General features: G+C 45.1%; 19 protein-coding genes and 1 riboswitch. Of the genes, 11 read left to right on the forward strand and 8 right to left on the reverse strand.

The window, feature by feature from the left end; translation table 11 throughout:
• Window positions 1-274 precede the first annotated feature (274 nt).
• Complete coding sequence (locus BM613_RS05730; RefSeq protein WP_109430213.1) at window positions 275-691, reverse strand: aspartate 1-decarboxylase; 417 nt, start codon at window positions 689-691, stop codon at window positions 275-277.
• Between the two features lie 187 nt (window positions 692-878).
• Between BM613_RS05730 and BM613_RS05735 the strand changes: the two genes are divergently transcribed.
• The gene (locus BM613_RS05735; protein WP_109430214.1) at window positions 879-2,102 is read left to right on the forward strand and encodes a threonine synthase; all 1,224 of its coding nucleotides are present in this window, start codon (window positions 879-881) and stop codon (window positions 2,100-2,102) included.
• On the opposite strand, the gene rnz is transcribed toward BM613_RS05735, so the two are convergent.
• Window positions 2,099-3,055, reverse strand: a complete 957-nt coding sequence (rnz, locus tag BM613_RS05740) for a ribonuclease Z (RefSeq protein WP_342767158.1) — start codon at window positions 3,053-3,055, stop codon at window positions 2,099-2,101. The two genes, BM613_RS05735 and rnz, sit on opposite strands and share 4 nt — an antisense overlap.
• A gap of 74 nt (window positions 3,056-3,129) precedes the next feature.
• Window positions 3,130-4,182, reverse strand: coding sequence for a C40 family peptidase (locus BM613_RS05745; RefSeq protein ID WP_109430216.1), 1,053 nt, complete (start codon window positions 4,180-4,182; stop codon window positions 3,130-3,132).
• Window positions 4,183-4,336: 154 nt separating this feature from the next.
• Window positions 4,337-4,444: riboswitch (SAM riboswitch) on the forward strand.
• A 94-nt stretch (window positions 4,445-4,538) separates the two neighbouring features.
• Here BM613_RS05745 and BM613_RS05750 point away from each other — a divergent pair.
• Window positions 4,539-5,828 carry a homocysteine synthase gene (locus BM613_RS05750; RefSeq protein WP_109430217.1) on the forward strand — a complete coding sequence of 430 codons (1,290 nt, stop codon included), beginning with the start codon at window positions 4,539-4,541 and terminating at the stop codon, window positions 5,826-5,828.
• A gap of 109 nt (window positions 5,829-5,937) precedes the next feature.
• Here the strand turns inward: BM613_RS05750 and lgt are convergent, their stop codons facing one another.
• Complete coding sequence (gene lgt / locus BM613_RS05755; protein ID WP_109430218.1) at window positions 5,938-6,735, reverse strand: prolipoprotein diacylglyceryl transferase; 798 nt, start codon at window positions 6,733-6,735, stop codon at window positions 5,938-5,940.
• 210 nt (window positions 6,736-6,945) lie between these two features.
• Between lgt and BM613_RS05760 the strand changes: the two genes are divergently transcribed.
• Together BM613_RS05760 and BM613_RS05765 are read left to right on the forward strand one after the other, a co-directional pair.
• Window positions 6,946-8,076 carry a citrate synthase gene (locus BM613_RS05760; protein ID WP_109430219.1) on the forward strand — a complete coding sequence of 377 codons (1,131 nt, stop codon included), beginning with the start codon at window positions 6,946-6,948 and terminating at the stop codon, window positions 8,074-8,076.
• A gap of 68 nt (window positions 8,077-8,144) precedes the next feature.
• Entirely contained in the window at window positions 8,145-8,360 is a 216-nt protein-coding gene (locus BM613_RS05765) for an alpha/beta-type small acid-soluble spore protein (RefSeq protein ID WP_109430220.1), read from the forward strand.
• A 146-nt stretch (window positions 8,361-8,506) separates the two neighbouring features.
• On the opposite strand, the gene BM613_RS05770 is transcribed toward BM613_RS05765, so the two are convergent.
• Together BM613_RS05770 and BM613_RS05775 are read right to left on the reverse strand one after the other, a co-directional pair.
• The gene (locus tag BM613_RS05770) at window positions 8,507-8,932 is read right to left on the reverse strand and encodes a CBS domain-containing protein (protein ID WP_181362915.1); all 426 of its coding nucleotides are present in this window, start codon (window positions 8,930-8,932) and stop codon (window positions 8,507-8,509) included.
• A gap of 49 nt (window positions 8,933-8,981) precedes the next feature.
• Window positions 8,982-9,389: a hypothetical protein gene (locus BM613_RS05775; RefSeq protein ID WP_109430222.1), complete on the reverse strand. Its 408-nt coding sequence runs from the start codon at window positions 9,387-9,389 to the stop codon at window positions 8,982-8,984.
• Window positions 9,390-9,503: 114 nt separating this feature from the next.
• On the opposite strand from BM613_RS05775, the gene BM613_RS05780 reads away from it, so the two are divergent.
• From BM613_RS05780 to BM613_RS05795, 4 genes are all read left to right on the forward strand, one after another.
• Complete coding sequence (locus BM613_RS05780) at window positions 9,504-9,716, forward strand: DUF3905 domain-containing protein (RefSeq protein ID WP_109430223.1); 213 nt, start codon at window positions 9,504-9,506, stop codon at window positions 9,714-9,716.
• A gap of 134 nt (window positions 9,717-9,850) precedes the next feature.
• Window positions 9,851-10,765 carry a phosphate ABC transporter permease subunit PstC gene (pstC, locus tag BM613_RS05785; protein WP_109430224.1) on the forward strand — a complete coding sequence of 305 codons (915 nt, stop codon included), beginning with the start codon at window positions 9,851-9,853 and terminating at the stop codon, window positions 10,763-10,765.
• The gene (locus tag BM613_RS05790) at window positions 10,759-11,562 is read left to right on the forward strand and encodes an ABC transporter permease subunit (RefSeq protein ID WP_109430225.1); all 804 of its coding nucleotides are present in this window, start codon (window positions 10,759-10,761) and stop codon (window positions 11,560-11,562) included. Before pstC ends, BM613_RS05790 begins: the two co-directional genes overlap by 7 nt.
• Before the next feature lie 12 nt (window positions 11,563-11,574).
• Window positions 11,575-12,327, forward strand: a complete 753-nt coding sequence (locus tag BM613_RS05795) for a phosphate ABC transporter ATP-binding protein (protein WP_109430226.1) — start codon at window positions 11,575-11,577, stop codon at window positions 12,325-12,327.
• Here BM613_RS05795 and BM613_RS05800 read toward each other — a convergent pair.
• Window positions 12,303-13,385, reverse strand: a complete 1,083-nt coding sequence (locus BM613_RS05800; protein WP_109430227.1) for a M23 family metallopeptidase — start codon at window positions 13,383-13,385, stop codon at window positions 12,303-12,305. The two genes, BM613_RS05795 and BM613_RS05800, sit on opposite strands and share 25 nt — an antisense overlap.
• 258 nt (window positions 13,386-13,643) lie before the next feature.
• Between BM613_RS05800 and BM613_RS05805 the strand changes: the two genes are divergently transcribed.
• From BM613_RS05805 to speD, 3 genes are all read left to right on the forward strand, one after another.
• Window positions 13,644-14,183: a hypothetical protein gene (locus BM613_RS05805; RefSeq protein WP_109430228.1), complete on the forward strand. Its 540-nt coding sequence runs from the start codon at window positions 13,644-13,646 to the stop codon at window positions 14,181-14,183.
• 187 nt (window positions 14,184-14,370) lie between these two features.
• Window positions 14,371-15,090, forward strand: a complete 720-nt coding sequence (locus BM613_RS05810) for an FAD-dependent thymidylate synthase (protein WP_109430229.1) — start codon at window positions 14,371-14,373, stop codon at window positions 15,088-15,090.
• Between the two features lie 327 nt (window positions 15,091-15,417).
• The gene (gene speD / locus BM613_RS05815) at window positions 15,418-15,804 is read left to right on the forward strand and encodes an adenosylmethionine decarboxylase (protein ID WP_109430307.1); all 387 of its coding nucleotides are present in this window, start codon (window positions 15,418-15,420) and stop codon (window positions 15,802-15,804) included.
• Between the two features lie 137 nt (window positions 15,805-15,941).
• Here speD and BM613_RS05820 read toward each other — a convergent pair whose 3' ends face one another.
• A complete protein-coding gene (locus BM613_RS05820) occupies window positions 15,942-16,406 on the reverse strand; it encodes a PepSY domain-containing protein (RefSeq protein WP_109430230.1) in 465 nt (154 codons plus the stop codon).
• Window positions 16,407-16,415: the final 9 nt, after the last annotated feature.

A 16,415-nucleotide genomic window follows, 5' to 3' on the forward strand; every position in this document is an offset into this window, starting at 1 on the left:
TTGCGCCTCCTTTTTGTAAAATTTGATTCTATTTATATAAAACACATTCATTTTTTGCGACGAGCAGCAAAATAAATGCCTAGTGCAACAATGACAATTGCAAGGAGTACCCAACGAATGACGTGGTGACCCAATCTATGACCTCCTCTCGTTCGATTTCTCGTCTACTATACTATGGATTTATAGGCTTGTCAGTAAATGATTGCATATCGTTTTACGAATGCGTGCCAAATGATAGCGAGCGGCCATTGGCCGCTCCGAAAGCTTAACATGATCACGAATGACTTTCATTTGGAGTCTGTAGCATTGCTTCGAGCAGCGAGGGGAGAGAGTGACTTTCAATTTTGGTAATGCGGTTGTTTATGTCGACATACACGATATTTGCAATTGTGTTCAAGTATTCGATGTCGTCCATGATGCCTAAAGATAGGATGATGATCACATCAGATGGCTGAAACAAACGAGCTGGAGGGCCATTTAGGCATATTGTACCTGATTGTGCGGGGGCGGGCAGAGCGTAGGTACGCCATAAAGTTGCGTTGGCAACACTCGTAACCTGAACCATTTCATAAGGTCGAATATTTGCTGCGAGCATCAGCGCTTGGTCTATTGTAATGCTGCCGACGTAGTCAAGGCGCGCTTCTGTTACCGTCGCGCGGTGAATTTTGCCTTTGCAGATTGTGCGCATCATGACTTTTCTTCCTCCTTTAACAAAGCGCCTACGCCTGATTCATATGTTCATTTACGATCAAACGTGTCAAACGCGTTTTCAGTGCGGATCCTTGCTACCTAGTCACATGTCTTGCAGTTCATTCATATCGTAAGGAGAGATTGGGCATTGCGACAGTGCAAGTGAGCCGTCGATGGAGGCGTTGTAGATGTTTAGTGGCCTGTCTCATTTGGCCTGTTCGAAATGTGCAAAGACTTATGAAGCGCGTACACGTAGACAAATGTGTGATTGTGGAGCTCCTTTGTTTGCACGGTATCATCTTGATGAACTGAGAGGAAAGTTTAAGAAAACAACCATCTCGCAACGACCGCAAAATTTATGGCGATACCATGAATTGCTACCGGTAACAAATGAACGTGCGATCATTTCGATGTCAGAAGTCATGACGCCGCTGATCGCCTTGCCAAAAACTGCGCAAGCATTAGATTTGCCGAATCTGTGGGTAAAAGATGAGAGTGTTTTACCGACAGGTACATTTAAGGCGCGCGGAGCGTCAGTTGGCATCTCGCGTGCGCATGAACTTGGAATTACAGAAATCGCACTTCCTACAAACGGAAATGCTGGAGCTGCATGGGCTGCTTATGCAGCGCGGTCCGGTCTAAAAAGTGTGATTGCACTTCCTAAAACGGCACCACGCATCCCTTATCTTGAATGTTGCTATGCAGGGGCAAAAGTTGAAGTCGTAGAGGGTACGATTGCACAGGCTGGCATATTGATTGCCGAGTATGTAAAGCGCACAAATGCATATGAAGTTTCAACCTTTAAAGAACCTTATCGTCTAGAGGGGAAAAAAACGATCGGTTTTGAAATTGCTGAGCAATTTAATTGGTCTGTCCCTGATGTAATTGTCTATCCAACGGGTGGAGGTGCAGGGGTTGTTGGAATCTATAAGGCATTCATTGAATTACAAGCGCTTGGTTTCATTGAACAGCGATTACCTCGCATGGCAATCATTCAGGCGACAGGGTGTGCACCACTTGTCAGAGCGTTTGAACAGGGACAGCGCGAATCGCGGTATTTTGAGGATGCACAAACCATTGCATATGGCATGCGCGTGCCAAAGGCACTTGCCGACGAGATCATATTGGAGATTATCAGAGAGACGCGAGGGATTGCCTGTGCGGTGACAGATGAGGAAATTCGCGATGAGCGTGCACGCATTTTGCAGGTCGATGGGTTCCACGCCTGCCCGGAAGGGGCAGCCGCATTGGCAGGGGTACGCAAACTGCGTGAACTTAATTTTATAAAAGACAGCGACCGCGTTGTGTCAATAAATACGGGCAGTGGTCTAAAGTATATGGAGCAAGTAGAATGGGCACAGAGGATAGGAGAGAAGGAGAGCTTAACAGACTGCCAAGCTGTGCGACCTTAAGCGCGGGGAACCGTGAAAACAAAGAAATCTTCCGCCAAATAGGTGGGACTAAAAATTGCCCGCGCTTCTTCTAAGAGAGGATGTACTTCTCCTTGATTTCCATTTTCATAGCGCGCGCTCACATGAGTGAGAATAAGGGTGCGCGCGTGGGCTTCCTTTGCAAGTTGGGCTGCTTGGGCCGCGGTAGAGTGCATGCTTTTTCGGGCAAGATCGTGTTGATCCTGTGCGAATGTCGCCTCATGCACGAGAACATCCGCCTCATTGGCTAACAAGAATGCTCCGGCACACGGTATGGTATCCCCAAGAATTGCAATTTTTCGTCCGCGCACAGGAGGATCGACAAAATTGCGGCTCAAAAAAATTCTTCCATCGGGTAGGTGAATATCTTCACCGCGTTTTAATTGGCCATATAGAGGACCTTCAGGAATTCCAGCAAGCTGTGCGAATGACTTACGAAATTTTCCTGGTTTAGGTCTCTCGAGAATTTCATAACCAAAACTTTTTACTCCATGCTCGAGTTCCCGTACAGTGACAGTTGCAAGAGGGGTCTCTAGAATTGATCCGCTCTCAGAGACTTCTTTGATGACTACTGAATAACCAAGCGCTGTCTGGGTTGTGTTCAATACACACTGGACAAATTCTTTTAGACCTTGCGGTCCGATGAGGGTAAGCGGTGTCAAGGCGCGAGCCTGAAGCGACCTACTGCCAAGAAGACCAGGTAAACCCAAGAGATGATCGCCATGAAGATGTGTAATAAAGATATGTGTGATCGCAGCTAGGCTAACTTTTGAGCGTGCAATTTGTTGTTGTGTTCCTTCTCCACAGTCAAACAACCACACCTCTGATCCCTGATCAAAAGTCAGTGCCGTGCTTGAAACATTGCGCTTCGTTGTCGGCGCACCAGCCCCTGTTCCTAAAAATATAAGTTGCAGTGGAGATTCACACTCCTTTATCTAGTCCTTTGTTTGATGGTACGAAAAAAAGTTGAGCATTGCAATGATTGACTGAAAAGATCTCTTTCCTATGGTTAAAACATCCGTTTTACAGCGGTTAAATGTTTATACCAATAGGAACCTGGACTTACGCGTAAATATCCTACTTTTCCGAGACCTCCTCCCGCTTGGATCATTTGTCCTTCACCAACGTAGATCCCTACATGTTGTCCGACTGCAAAGATGAGTAAATCTCCAGGGAGCATTTCATCCAATGAAACAGGGATCCCTACATATTTTGCCTGGATCTTACTCACTGTAGAGAAATGATACCCGAGTGCATGATGGTATACATACTCGATAAAACTGGAACAGTCAAATCCATATTGTTTAGCATCTTCATGATGACCCCAAATATAAGGGATGCCAAGTTTGCTCTCCGCGACTTTTTTTACGGCGTAGACTTTTTCCTTACGTGAAGCGGACAAAGGTGCGAGTGGATGGATCATCGGGTCTAATGTGATGCCTGGCGGTAAGGAGTCAACACTGTTTACAACGCTTGGGATTGATGAATATTGAATAGGTGGAATTGCCATCTCGTAAGAAGGAATAGCAACGATAGGTTCGACGTTGGACAGAGGGAGAGTCGATGTGGTCGCCTGAATAAAATAGGGATGCGAAACGACATATCCTATGGTACCGTCTGGTAAGCTGACTTTGTACCATGCGGGGCGAATTCGTTCAATGAGAGATAAAGTTGTACCGGCCTGTAAACGTCGGATACGCAAATCATCTGTGAGACGAGGCTGACTGCGTAGATAGACAGAATGACGGACTTGTAAAAGTGTTCCTTGTTGAATATTGGCATACGGAGTTGATGTTTGAGCTAGTGAATTTTGTAACAGTGGAATCGACAACAACAAAGCAGAACCACTAACCACGTGAATCCACTTCATTTTTTGTTTGGGGTGTTTGGCTATTACATAATTGACGATACCAAGAGGAGCGTCGGTATTGGCGATATCCTCACTGTTTTCGCCTAGTTCTGCACCGAATTCTGCAAAGTTGTTGACTTCAATGGGTTGTACGCGGATAGTAAAAATCCCGGTCTGCTCATCGTAGTCTTCGCGCAGTAAGCGAATAAACAACGGCTTTCTCCCCTTGATTTTTGTCTATATATCCGTAGTTTGACCAAACGATTGAGTAAATATGAAGCAAAACTTCTGTGACAGCACTGGGTAAAAAAAGATTGACATCTGGGATGAACTACGATAAACTAAATCAACAAGTTTATAGGAAAAACTCTTATCGAGAGTGGCGGAGGGACTGGCCCGATGAAGCCCGGCAACCGACAGCTTTTGCTGTAGTGGTGCCAATTCCAGCAGGCGATTGTGACCTGAAAGATGAGAGAGGACGTCTGGTTCGTTCAGCCGCTTCTTCTCGAAGGGGTTTTTTGTTTTTTTAAGCGCTATTTTGCGTGGGCCGAGTAGAGGAGGAGTCGAGATTGGACAAACAACAAACGTATCACTTTGAAACACAAGCTGTTCATGCGGGGCAACAGCCTGACCCAGTTACAGGGGCACGCGCAGTACCTATTTATCAAACCTCTTCATATGTTTTTCGCAATGTGGAGCATGCTGCGAATTTATTTGCGCTAAAAGAACCAGGACATATCTATACACGGATTATGAATCCCACAACCGACGTATTTGAACAGCGCATTGCACAGCTTGAAGGTGGAGTTGGTGCACTTGCGGTAGCTTCTGGCCAAGCGGCAATCACTTTTGCAATTTTGAATATTGCGTCTGCAGGGGATGAAATTGTTGCATCTTCTCATCTTTATGGAGGGACTTACAATCTCTTTGCTGTGACTTTGAAACGACTCGGCATTCACGTTCATTTTGTTGACCCTAGTGATTTAGAACAATTTACAAACGCTGTTACAGAAAATACGAAAGCTTTTTACATCGAGACAATTGGCAATCCGCGTATTGATGTGAGTGACATTGCTGCAATTGCAGATTTAGCACACCAACATGGTGTACCACTGATTGTTGATAATACATTTGCAACACCTTATCTGTGCCGACCTTTCGAATTTGGGGCGGATATCATCGTACATTCAGCGACAAAGTTTATTGGGGGACACGGTACATCAATTGGCGGTGTAATTGTTGACAGCGGTCGGTTTAACTGGGATAATGGAAGATTTCCCGGCCTTGTGGAACCAGATGAAAGTTATCACGGCGTCTCTTATGTAAAAGACGTCGGTGCTGGGGCTTATATCGTAAAAGCGCGCGTACAACTTTTGCGCGATCTTGGTGCTGCTGTATCGCCATTTAATAGTTTTTTGTTTTTGCAAGGAGTAGAGACACTCGCATTGCGCATGGAGCGTCATAGTCAAAATGCACTTGAGATTGCTCACTATTTAGAGCAACATGCACATGTTGCGTGGGTTCATTACCCTGGATTAGAACGAAGTCCGTACTTCTCTCTAGCTCAAAAATATCTTCCGCGCGGTCAAGGTGCGATGTTAACTTTTGGAATTCGCGGAGGTGCTGCAGAAGGAGCACGATTTATCGATGCGTTGAAGTTGTTTTCTCATTTAGCGAATGTAGGGGACTCAAAATCGTTGGTCATCCATCCAGCGAGTACTACACATCAACAGCTAACGGAAGCAGAGCAGCGTGCTGCAGGGGTGCAACCAGAAATGGTTCGCTTGTCGATTGGAATTGAGCATGTAGAGGATTTACTTGCAGATTTAGATCAGGCACTTGCAAAATCGATTAAATAAAGGGATGAGCAAGCCTTCATGGATGTATAGCGAGTCTCTTGTAACGTACTTGTGCCATTCATTCCCCACCATTTGGGTTAGGGAATGAATGGCACCTTTTCCTTTTTTATTAAGGAGTTTGTAAGTGCCGTAGACGCCTTTGATCTAACCGAGCGAGTAGCGGAAAAAGTACTGCACAGAGCGCAATGATCAGTGCACTTGTCCACTGCGCAGCATCCCAGTGAAACAAAAAGCGCGGACTATCACCTCGAAGCATTTCAAGTAGAAATCGTTCAATATTATACAATGTCGTTTGCAAGAGAAAGATAAAGCCGCGCGGCCAACGCCGCAACTTAAACAGCAGGAGCAAAGCAAAAATGATCATGTCACCTTGGCCTTCCCATACTTCTGCTGGCCATAAGGGTTGGTCGCCGTAGGTCATTCGTGCGAGCGTGCCCTGTGGAAAGAGCAAACCAAAGTCGCCTCCTGTAGGTGATCCAAATGCATCACCGTTTAACAGATTGGCATCGCGTCCAATGCTCTGACCTAAGATGATCCCTGGGGCAAAAAGATCAGCTAGTTCCCAAAAGTTTAACCGATGTTTATAAACATAGATCCATCCAGCGAGCAGGCTGCCGACAATCCCTCCCTGAATTGACAAGCCACCATGCCAAATTGCGAGAATTTGATCGGGGTGTGAACGATAATAACTCCAATCAAAGAAAAACACTTGCCAAATACGCGAACCAATCAGTCCGCCGATGAATAAAATAGGCCCCAAATTTAAAATGTGATCAATGAGCTCTGATTTGCGTTCGACTTTTGCAAAATATAGGGTGACCCCAAGACCCAGTAAAAATGCAAGTAGAAAGAGTGTGCTGTAGGTTCGCACGGGGAAGCTCCCTATAAAAAACCAATATTGGTGCATATGTACCCTCCCTGATGAATGCCAGTATACCACAAAAGAACTTCGCTAAACGTGGAATTGAAGCGTATATCCAAGAGAACTTCATAATATGTTTTGTTTCCGGTAACGAAAATTTCTTAGCTAGGCCTCGAAAGTTGTGGAATCTGTCCAAAAGAGTATAATGAGTTGGGTATAATCGGTGTAAAATTCTTCGGCTTTGGAGGGATTTATATGACGGATGGGCATTTTGTTGAAGGTCTAGAAGATGTTGTCGCTTTATCTTCTGAGATCTGTTTCATCGATGGGGATGAAGGTCGTCTGGTTTATCGGGGCTACGATATTCACGACCTCGTCAAGGGATCGGCAAGTTTTGAGGAAGTTGTGTATCTTTTGTGGCACGGAGAATTACCGACAAAAGATCAACTGACTGCATTCGATCAGGAACTGCGCGCACAGCGAGCCCTGAGTCCGGAAGTTTTGACAGCGCTTAAAACGCTACCGAAAAACGGGAACACGATGGAAATGTTGCGTACGTTAGTCTCGTTGGCAGGTTTATATGATCCAGACGATCAGGATAATTCTTACGATGGAAGTGTGAAAAAAGCCACAAGGTTGGTTGCTCAAATGAGCACGATGGTTGCAGCGATTGAACGCTATCGCAATGGGCAAGATCCTATCGTGCCAAATGAACAATTGAATCACGCGGCAAACTTTCTCTACATGTTGCTTGGCACAGAACCTGATGAGTATACGGCGCGAGCTTTTGAAATCGCACTCATTCTTCATGCGGATCATGAACTGAATGCGTCTACATTTGCTGCTCGTGTAACAGCGGCGACATTGTCAGATATTTATTCTTCCATCGTCTCAGCGATCGGAGCGCTCAAAGGGCCGTTGCACGGTGGTGCGAATGAACAAGTGATGCTGATGTTAAAAGAAATTGGAGAACCCAGTAAGGCTCCTGAATGGATTAAGAATGCGCTTGCACAAAAACGTCGCATCATGGGATTTGGGCATCGCGTATATCATACAGAAGATCCACGCGCTACACATTTGCGTCAGATGTCTAAAGAAATTGGTGAGCGTAACGGCAATACGACCTATTATGAGATGTCTCGGATTGTTGAACAGGCTGTAAAAGAACAAAAGGGACTTTATCCAAATGTAGATTTTTATTCTGCTTCGACGTATTATATGATGAACATTCCTGTTCATGTTTTCACCCCTGTTTTTGCGGTGAGTCGTATTTCTGGTTGGACAGCACATGTGCTAGAACAGTATCGCAACAATCGGTTAATTCGACCACGTGCAGAGTATGTGGGGATTAAGAAGCGCGCGTATATTCCAATTGCACAACGTTAATCTCCAGAAAGTTACAGACTAGACTCCTTCGTTACGGGCAAAATACTATCACGAAGGAGGTGGTAAGCGTGGCACAAGGACAAAAATCCAACACGCTGCTTGTAAAAAGCGCCAGTCGTGCACTTGATCAATTGAAATACGAGGTGGCTGGGGAACTTGGTATTCAGCCGCCGCAAGATGGGTATTGGGGAACCATGACAACCCGTGATACGGGTTCCATCGGGGGTCATATCACTCGGAAACTCGTTGCATTAGCGGAGCAACAACTCGCTGGTCGCCAGTAACATTGAAGTGACAATTGCACATGGACTGGTTGAAGATGCCCCCGCATTGCGGGGGCGAATTTGTCGTTGCAATGTGCTGTTTATCTGTTGCAAAAGAGGGACTGCAAAACGCAGTCCCTCTTTTGCAACAGATGTATTATGAGTGTTTAATGCACCTGTGTTTGTTCAGAAATTCCGCTAAGCGCTTCTCCTGCCTCATTTACATGAATATCAACAACAGCGAGATCGCCAAGTGCACAAATACCGACGAGTTTGCCATTTTCAACGACGGGTAAGCGACGAATTTGTTCTTTGGACATGAGGCGCGCTGCTTCATGTGCATCTGTTTCTGGGGAAACAGTGACTGGATTTCTTGTCATACAACTAGAAGCGGTTGTGGAGTTGCAGTCCAAATTTTTTGCTATGCACTTTGTGACAATGTCGCGGTCAGTGACAATACCGACGAGTTTGCCGTTTTGCACAACTGGGATGGAACCAACATTTTGGCTTGCCATTTGTTTTGCAACTTCTGTCAGTGAGGTCGATTCACTGCATGTTTGTACGTTTGTCGTCATTAGATCGCGAATCAACATGAAGATAACCCCTTTCTCTGTCGTAAGATCAGAGATAGTGTGTGCTAGTTCAGGCAGATTTACGCGAGAAGCGAGACCAAAATACAGTGCCTATACCATAAAACCCCCAGATACCGGTTAGAACATGCAATCCATTGTCAAGGGGTAAAGGAGGAGTTGTAAACCATTGCGGATAAAAAGTTCCCAAAATCCCCCAAGATATAAGCGTTACACCAGCAAAAAGATTATAGAAACGATGAGCTTTGTAGTGATTTGAACGAGCGATGACAAGTCCACTTAATCCAACTGTAAGATTTGCCCATGTAATGGCTGTAGTGAAATGCAACATATGCCATAAGTTATCGGTAAAAAGGCTACTAACAGCAAGTGTGAGATAAATCCAACCCGTCGCTCGTGCATACGTCTTCTCAGCTGGAAGTGGAGGAGTGGGCGAAGGGGGAGAAGGTGTTTCAGCCATTTCTGCACCATCCGTTCTCGGGGTATTGGACAAGAGTGATTTCCACATCTTTATGCATTGTCACGATGACATATGACTTGTATAAGAGGACATTCTATAAAGGGGGGTGGATGTATGGCAGAAAAAAAAGCACCTTGGCGAGAAACACCGCTTGATCATTGGTCGGCGGAAATTGATCCAAGTATCATGGCGAGTGACATTTGGGTTGACAAAGGCGATCCTGGCGCAGAAAAGGCAGTTACAGAGCAATCTCTCGCTGGAGCGCAAACCAATATGACAGTCGATCGCTTCATGCATCCCCAATATGACGTCGAAGGCAAAGACTGATTGAAATTCGGGATGGGATGAAATAACCCGTCCCGAACTATATATTGCTCTCCTTGACTTCCTCTACTAAAATAGAGTGGATCAGTGGATAAGTTCGCTTGATCTGCAGTGGAATCTAGAGAGGACAATCTAGTGTGGGAAAGCAGCGCATACATTTAGGAGAACTTTTATTTTTAACCTGTATTATCGGGTCTGGGGCAGTCATTATTTTGATGATGGGGCTTGTTGTGATGCAGTTACTCGTGCACGCTTGGCCAGCAATTTGGCGGTTTGGACCTGCTGTGCTATGGACTGCAAAGTGGCAACCAGAGCATCAAATTTTTGGGTTATGGCCCTTTATTTTTGCGACTGTCAGCAGTTCTGCAATTGGGGTTTTCCTTGCTTCTGTCATTGGAACGGCAACGGCTATTATCATTTCGCGCATTAGAATCAGATGGTTGCGAATTTTTTCTTCGGGTTTGGTGCAGTGGCTTGCGTTGATTCCAAGTGTTGTATTTGGGTTATGGGGCATAAAGTTTGTTGCACCTATGCTCTCTTTATTGATCGGAATGCAAAACATAACGAAACGTTCTATGCTTGTAGATGTAGAAGGTCTTTTTTTAACAGGTCTTACGCTAGCTGCCATGTTGCTGCCAACGATTGTAGCGGTGACAAGGGAGACTCTTATTGCTGTACCGCAAAGTCTCATAGAAGGTGCGTTAGCACTTGGGGCAACGGTCAATGAAGCAACGATCAAGGTTGTTCTTCCCTATGCGCGCAGAGGAATTTTTGGAGCCGTATTTCTAGCGCTGGGGCGAGCCTTAGGGGAGACAGTTGCTGTTGTGATGGTGATTGGCAGTCAACCGAAACTTGCGGTAACCTTATTTACAAAAACCGATACCTTAACGAGTCTTCTTGCGACAAAGTGGAATCATATGAGTGGATTTTATAGTCAATCTATTTTATTTGAAGCGGGATTCTTGCTTTTTATCTTAACTTTTATTTTCTATGCGGTAGCACGGATTTATGTTCCTCGATCAATCACTGCCGCGAGGCTGCAATTATGGTAAAACGACAAGGGCTCAGATTGAGTCGAAAGCTGAAAAATGCACTCATTACAACAGCTTTTATTTTGTTTACGGGGCTTAGTTTTCTTGCTTTACTCAGCATTGTTGGTAACGTCCTCTATCATGCAATGCAACCACTGATTACTCATGTTGAGACTTTTCAAATAGAAAGCAACGAGTTGATATTTGCACTGAAGGAGTTAGTGCTTTCACTTTGGCTTGTTTTACTCGCACTTGTAATTTCAACACCATTGGCTCTTTTAACGGCATTGCTTATCACAGAATATCGGGACTGTTGTTTTACTTCACTGATTCGATTGTTTGTAGATGTGCTTGCAGGAATGCCGGGAATCTTAGCAGGATTGGCTGTATATGGTTTGGCACTTTCTCTTTTCCAAATGCCAACCTCAAAAATAGTATTGATTTTGGTGCTCTTTCTTTTTTTAATGCCCAAACTCAGCAAAGGATTTGCCCAGGTATTTAACGAAATTCCTTTTCACTATCGCGAAGCAGCTTATGCAATTGGGGCAAATAAAAAGCAAGTGATTTTCCATATTTTATTGCCGATGACTGTGCGCGCTCTTAGTGCGAGTGTGTTGCTTGGCGCAGCGCGAACTTTAGGTGCAAGTGCTCCTCTATTGCTTTTTGGTGTAGGAGTACACTATTTAGCAGTAGATATCTACGCTTTGGCAGTGCGTGGGAGCGATGGACAAGCTGCCGATTATGCGCTTGTCTTACTCCTTTTGCTTGGCGTAGTTTTTAGTATTGCTGCATGGTTTGATCGAGATGTCATGGAATAAAGGGGGCAGAACATGGGAGAAGCTTTAGCAGCGATTGATTTATCGGCTAGTTTTGGAACACATAAAGTATTACATCATGTCTCCCTGCAGATGCCTGCAAACTGTGTCACAGCGATTATTGGTCCCCCGGGAAGTGGAAAATCGACGTTTATCCGCTGCTTAAATCGCCTGCATGAAACTGTGCCACGCGCGACGATGTCAGGGACAGTTTTGCTTGGCGATGAAGATGTATACCGCATGGATGCAATCACGGCACGTCAAAAAATTGGCATGGTATTTGCTCAGCCCAATCCATTTCCCACGATGTCGATTTTTGAAAATGTGGCGATGGGCATTCAATTGCGAGATGGCAAACGTCAAACTTATTTATCAGAGGAAGTTGAGCGAGCCCTTGTGATTGCAAATTTGTGGTCAGAAGTCAAGGATCGATTAAAAGAATCAAGTTCAAAATTGTCGGCCGGGCAACAGCAGCGCCTTTGTATTGCTCGTGCATTGGCACTTCAACCGGCCGTTTTACTCATGGATGAACCTGCATCTGTATTGGACCCTTTTTCCACCTTGCGGATCGAAGAATTGATTGATGAACTGAAAGATCGTTATACAATCGTTATTGTCACACACAACCTACAGCAGGCAGCGCGTGTGGCGGATCGCACGGCATTTTTTCTCGCTGGAGAAATGATCGAGCAAGGTACGACCACTGAATTGTTTACAACGCCAAACGACAAGCGAACGGAAGATTATGTTACAGGGCGTTTTGGTTGAATATTTGCCTCTTTTTTAGGTGGATTGATTACGGTTTGGGGTTTTCGTTCCCATTGTTTTAAAAGAGGGTACGGATCGAAAGCCCATTCTCTTGTTCCTGTGTCTTTATAAATCCCAAAATGCAAATGTGGAGGAAATTTTCCGGAAGTTCCGGGTTTTCCATATCCGCTGCTTCCCACATAACCTAGAACTTGACCGGGTCGAACGATAACGCCTTGTCGAATTCCACGTGCATATGCGGAGAGATGAGCGTAATAAAAATACGTATTGTCTGCAGCGCGTAATCCGATTCTCCAGCCGCCCAAACGGTTCCAGCCAATCAGTTCAATATATCCATAACATGTGCTCAGCACAGGCGTTCCATAACTTGCAAAGATGTCCGTGCCTTCATGGATGCGACGACCTCCAAAATTACGCCCTTCTCCCCATGTGTCTCGATAGGAATAACTGTAGCGTTTATGAACTGGAAACATACGCTCGTTTAATTGCGTAGTGCCAAAATATTTAAATACGTGACTGAGTGCTAAGATGCGCTCAACGGAGGTTCCGTTTTCAAACTGCTTCCACAATTCGTTGCTTTGATCTTGTTCGGTAGGTCCCCCTTGACGCAACCAAGCTGCAATGGCGGATACGCGATCATAAGGGTTATTCTGGTCCGCTTTGCCATCTTGGTCTCCATCTACTCCACGCCCGTCAAATAAACGAATACGTTTTGCGTTAAGATCATTTTCAACTGGGTTAAATAACCCTTGCCATTCATGTTGCGAAAAGCGATATCCAGAGATAAACATAGGTACACCTTGTGGGCGTGTTACCCCTGCAGGAGGTTTTGTCGTAGCGCCATATACATCGAGTCCGGCAAGAAGTGACCAATGCACCCCATATTTGGCTTCTGCTCGTGTATACCAAAGAGGGATTGCTGATTTGGCTTGTGAGGATACGACCTCTGCATGTACATCGCCAGGGGTCGAGATCAGGATAAGTAAGAGACCTGCGAGCACCCATAGCCATATTTTTGGATCGTTTCGTTGTGATGTCTGTCGCTTACTTTTGATCAAGCGCTGTCACCCACTTTCAAGTCATTCGATCGATGTAAGTGAATATGATTCTGAACCAGTACGACCTTACAAGAAGATCGCGCATATCTAGTTTGCAAAGGGGACGTACATTTCAGCCATCCAAGTTTTACTGAATAAATGAATGAAATTGGTAAAATGATGTAGGCGATTGAGTGGGTGTTTTTGCATAGAGAGTGTTTTGCAGAGGGTACACTATTGCTTGGATTTACATTTAAAAGTTCGGAGGGGGATTTTTCCATGCAACAGCAAATTCAGCAACAGTTGCAACGAGTGAATCAAATGTGCTCGCAAGCGGTTTCGTTGTCACAACAAATCGCAAATGAGGTTCAACAATTGCAACAAAATTTCTCAAGTTATGCATATGGGTATCAGCCTTCTTATAGCTCTGTCGGCTCATACCAACCTTCTTATGCACAAGGGACTTCAGGTGGGCAATATTCATCAATCAATCAAGTCATGAGTGCCGATCGTCAAGCGATGCAAGACGAATATTCGCCTAGTTATCGCAATTACAATGTGCAAAATCCGAGTTATGCGGCCTCGCAGAGTGTGAATTATTCTAGTCAAGTCAACCCGAGCGCACTACAATCTGTGATGAATGCAGATCGCCTCTCACCGAGCACGGGTCTTGGCAGTGCTCAACAAAGCAATGCCCAGCAAGGTAGCAATTATGCAAACGCAGCGAATTATGGATCCTCCTATAACAATCAAATGGATGGATCTTATCAAACAATCAGTTCTGTCATGCAGGCTGATCGGCAATCATCTATGATGTAAAAAGTAAATGAATTTTTGCGGCAGATAGAAAGGTTCATTCGTCTATCTGCCGTTTTTATGTCTAAAATAAGTTCTTTCCCTTCCACTACAGATGCAGGATTTGAAATTCGTAGTATGATAAGTGACGTAACTTCATCTAATTGCATTGGAACTATAGGTTGATCTGGGGAAGGGAAGAGATGGATTGATGAGTCAGTTTCAAGTGAAATTATTGCGCTATACAGATCCAGATCGTCGCTCACTTGCACATGCTGCGGCTGTCTACCTAGGGAAAGAAGACGTAGACAATGTGAAGCGACCTTTAAGTATTATACGTAAAGGCGATACTTTGGCCATTTTTCGAGGTGAATCCGCACGCTTTGAATTTTATACCTCTAAAGTTGTTTATGACCATCTTATTACGTATACGACGTTGAACATGCGTGCTTGTGGAGGTTTGCGAGCGAATGAAGCAACCGTGTTTATTCCACCAGGCGAGGATTCAGATCCCATCTATCAACAGTTGGGAGAAGCACATTTGAGCGCTTATCGACAACTTGTACATGGCCTTGATCCACAGACAGAAGACCCGATTGCAAAAAAACGACTACAGGCAGCTCGTTATATTGCCCCTGTGTCAGTACAACTTCATTATGTTCTTGATGTCAACTTTGCGACATTGATCGAAGCGATGTTTCCACAACGTATCTGGAGTCCTGGGGCACAATACGATACTCGCAAGGTAGTGCAAGAAATGTTTCGACTCGTTCATGAACAAGACCCAGAACTATGGGATCTTGTGTATGAATATTATGGTCCAGAAGCGTATGCCTGGAAGAGGTTGCGCAGCAAATTAAAACGCGAACGCCCTGAATTATTCGACCAAATTATGAAGGAATTTGGTGGTGTTCGTTCGATGTGGGATTGATTGTGGCCAGTGTACGAGTAACTCGTGAACAAGCCATTCAGATGCACGACAACAACAGTACACGGATACAATAAATCATGTGAACGCTTGGTGTAAAAGCAATCGGCTTGCGCAAATTGAGAAATTTGGAGGTTGCAAATTACATCTTGTGGTCTTATACTAACACTCGTACCTCTTACAGAGAGTGAAGTAGTCACATTATAGGAACCAGCATCCTCTTAAAGGGTTAGGACCTCACAGGACTAACTTTCCCCCGTGGTGGATGGCGGAGGTCCCGCCATGCTTGGGAGGGCATGGGATTTTCATGATAAAGGGGGATGTTTTGGTATGGATACAGCTGGACGTCATGTAATTGCAGAACTATGGGGTTGCAAAGCCGATACATTGAATGATCTTCAAGGCATTGAACGAGGGATGGTTACTGCGGCGCTTGAGTCTGGCGCAGAAGTGCGTGAAGTCGCTTTTCATAAATTTGCTCCACAAGGTGTAAGTGGCGTAGTCATTATATCCGAATCACATTTGACGATTCATAGTTTTCCCGAGCATGGATATGCAAGCATCGATGTTTATACATGTGGGGATCGCATCGATCCAAATGTTGCGTGTGATTTCATTACCAAGGCATTAGGAGCAACACGTCGAGAATCTGTAGAATTGCCGCGCGGAGTAGGGCCGATTGCGGTGGGTCAGCAAAAAATTGAAGTGTTAAGCTAGTTGAAGCGCTTGTTCGCTTTGCTAGATAAAATTTGAGCGAGAAGAAAAGAGCGGTAGCAGAATGCTTCGCTCTTTTTGTGTTGTCCGCCAAGCCGGGCGGATTTTGAGTATATAGTTAGAGACATCGAGTTTTGCGGTTAGATATGCCTCGCGCTTGTCATGTGTGAACGGACTGACACAGATCGTACAGCGAGGGGTTTCCCGTTGCCTGCGTCGACGATCACAAGATGACGGACTTCTGAGTTTTCGACAAGTACGAGATAGACGAGGTTGTGGCGAACCGCATGTAGGCTAACATCTTTGCATTCTGTGCCAGGGAAGCGTTCGAGTGCGGCCTTTTTCGCTACGTCTGCAGATATTTTGGCGTAGGGAGAAAGTACTTGGCTATATGCTTCGCGCCCAGCTTTTGCTGCTTTTATGACGGTTTCTTGGTTGACCTGCACACTGCTTTCGATGCGGACGGGTTCGGGTCTGCCAGGTGGTGTTGACGGTCGCATTTCACTCGCGTGTGAGGGAGCGGCGAAGAGCACAAAGAGAGCGGTGCTAAGAAAGGTCATTTGAAAAATGTTTCGCGTGCGGGGAACGCTGAACTTCAGTGTCATAACAATGGT

Origin of the sequence: Sulfoacidibacillus thermotolerans, assembly GCF_003144315.1 — a bacterium.
Lineage (GTDB): Bacteria > Bacillota > Bacilli > Alicyclobacillales > SLC66 > Sulfoacidibacillus > Sulfoacidibacillus thermotolerans.

Bases quoted from the DNA above. Each gene is read 5' to 3' on its own strand.
- BM613_RS05805 (WP_109430228.1), top strand. From the start codon at position 13,644: ATGCAACAGCAAATTCAGCAACAGTTGCAACGAGTGAATCAAATGTGC.
- BM613_RS05790 (WP_109430225.1), top strand. From the start codon at position 10,759: ATGGTAAAACGACAAGGGCTCAGATTGAGTCGAAAGCTGAAAAATGCA.
- BM613_RS05780 (WP_109430223.1), top strand. From the start codon at position 9,504: ATGGCAGAAAAAAAAGCACCTTGGCGAGAAACACCGCTTGATCATTGG.
- BM613_RS05775 (WP_109430222.1), bottom strand. From the start codon at position 9,389: ATGGCTGAAACACCTTCTCCCCCTTCGCCCACTCCTCCACTTCCAGCT.
- BM613_RS05820 (WP_109430230.1), bottom strand. From the start codon at position 16,406: ATGACACTGAAGTTCAGCGTTCCCCGCACGCGAAACATTTTTCAAATG.
- speD (WP_109430307.1), top strand. From the start codon at position 15,418: ATGGATACAGCTGGACGTCATGTAATTGCAGAACTATGGGGTTGCAAA.
- BM613_RS05735 (WP_109430214.1), top strand. From the start codon at position 879: ATGTTTAGTGGCCTGTCTCATTTGGCCTGTTCGAAATGTGCAAAGACT.
- BM613_RS05810 (WP_109430229.1), top strand. From the start codon at position 14,371: ATGAGTCAGTTTCAAGTGAAATTATTGCGCTATACAGATCCAGATCGT.
- BM613_RS05770 (WP_181362915.1), bottom strand. From the start codon at position 8,932: ATGTTGATTCGCGATCTAATGACGACAAACGTACAAACATGCAGTGAA.
- BM613_RS05730 (WP_109430213.1), bottom strand. From the start codon at position 691: ATGATGCGCACAATCTGCAAAGGCAAAATTCACCGCGCGACGGTAACA.
- BM613_RS05795 (WP_109430226.1), top strand. From the start codon at position 11,575: ATGGGAGAAGCTTTAGCAGCGATTGATTTATCGGCTAGTTTTGGAACA.
- BM613_RS05760 (WP_109430219.1), top strand. From the start codon at position 6,946: ATGACGGATGGGCATTTTGTTGAAGGTCTAGAAGATGTTGTCGCTTTA.
- lgt (WP_109430218.1), bottom strand. From the start codon at position 6,735: ATGCACCAATATTGGTTTTTTATAGGGAGCTTCCCCGTGCGAACCTAC.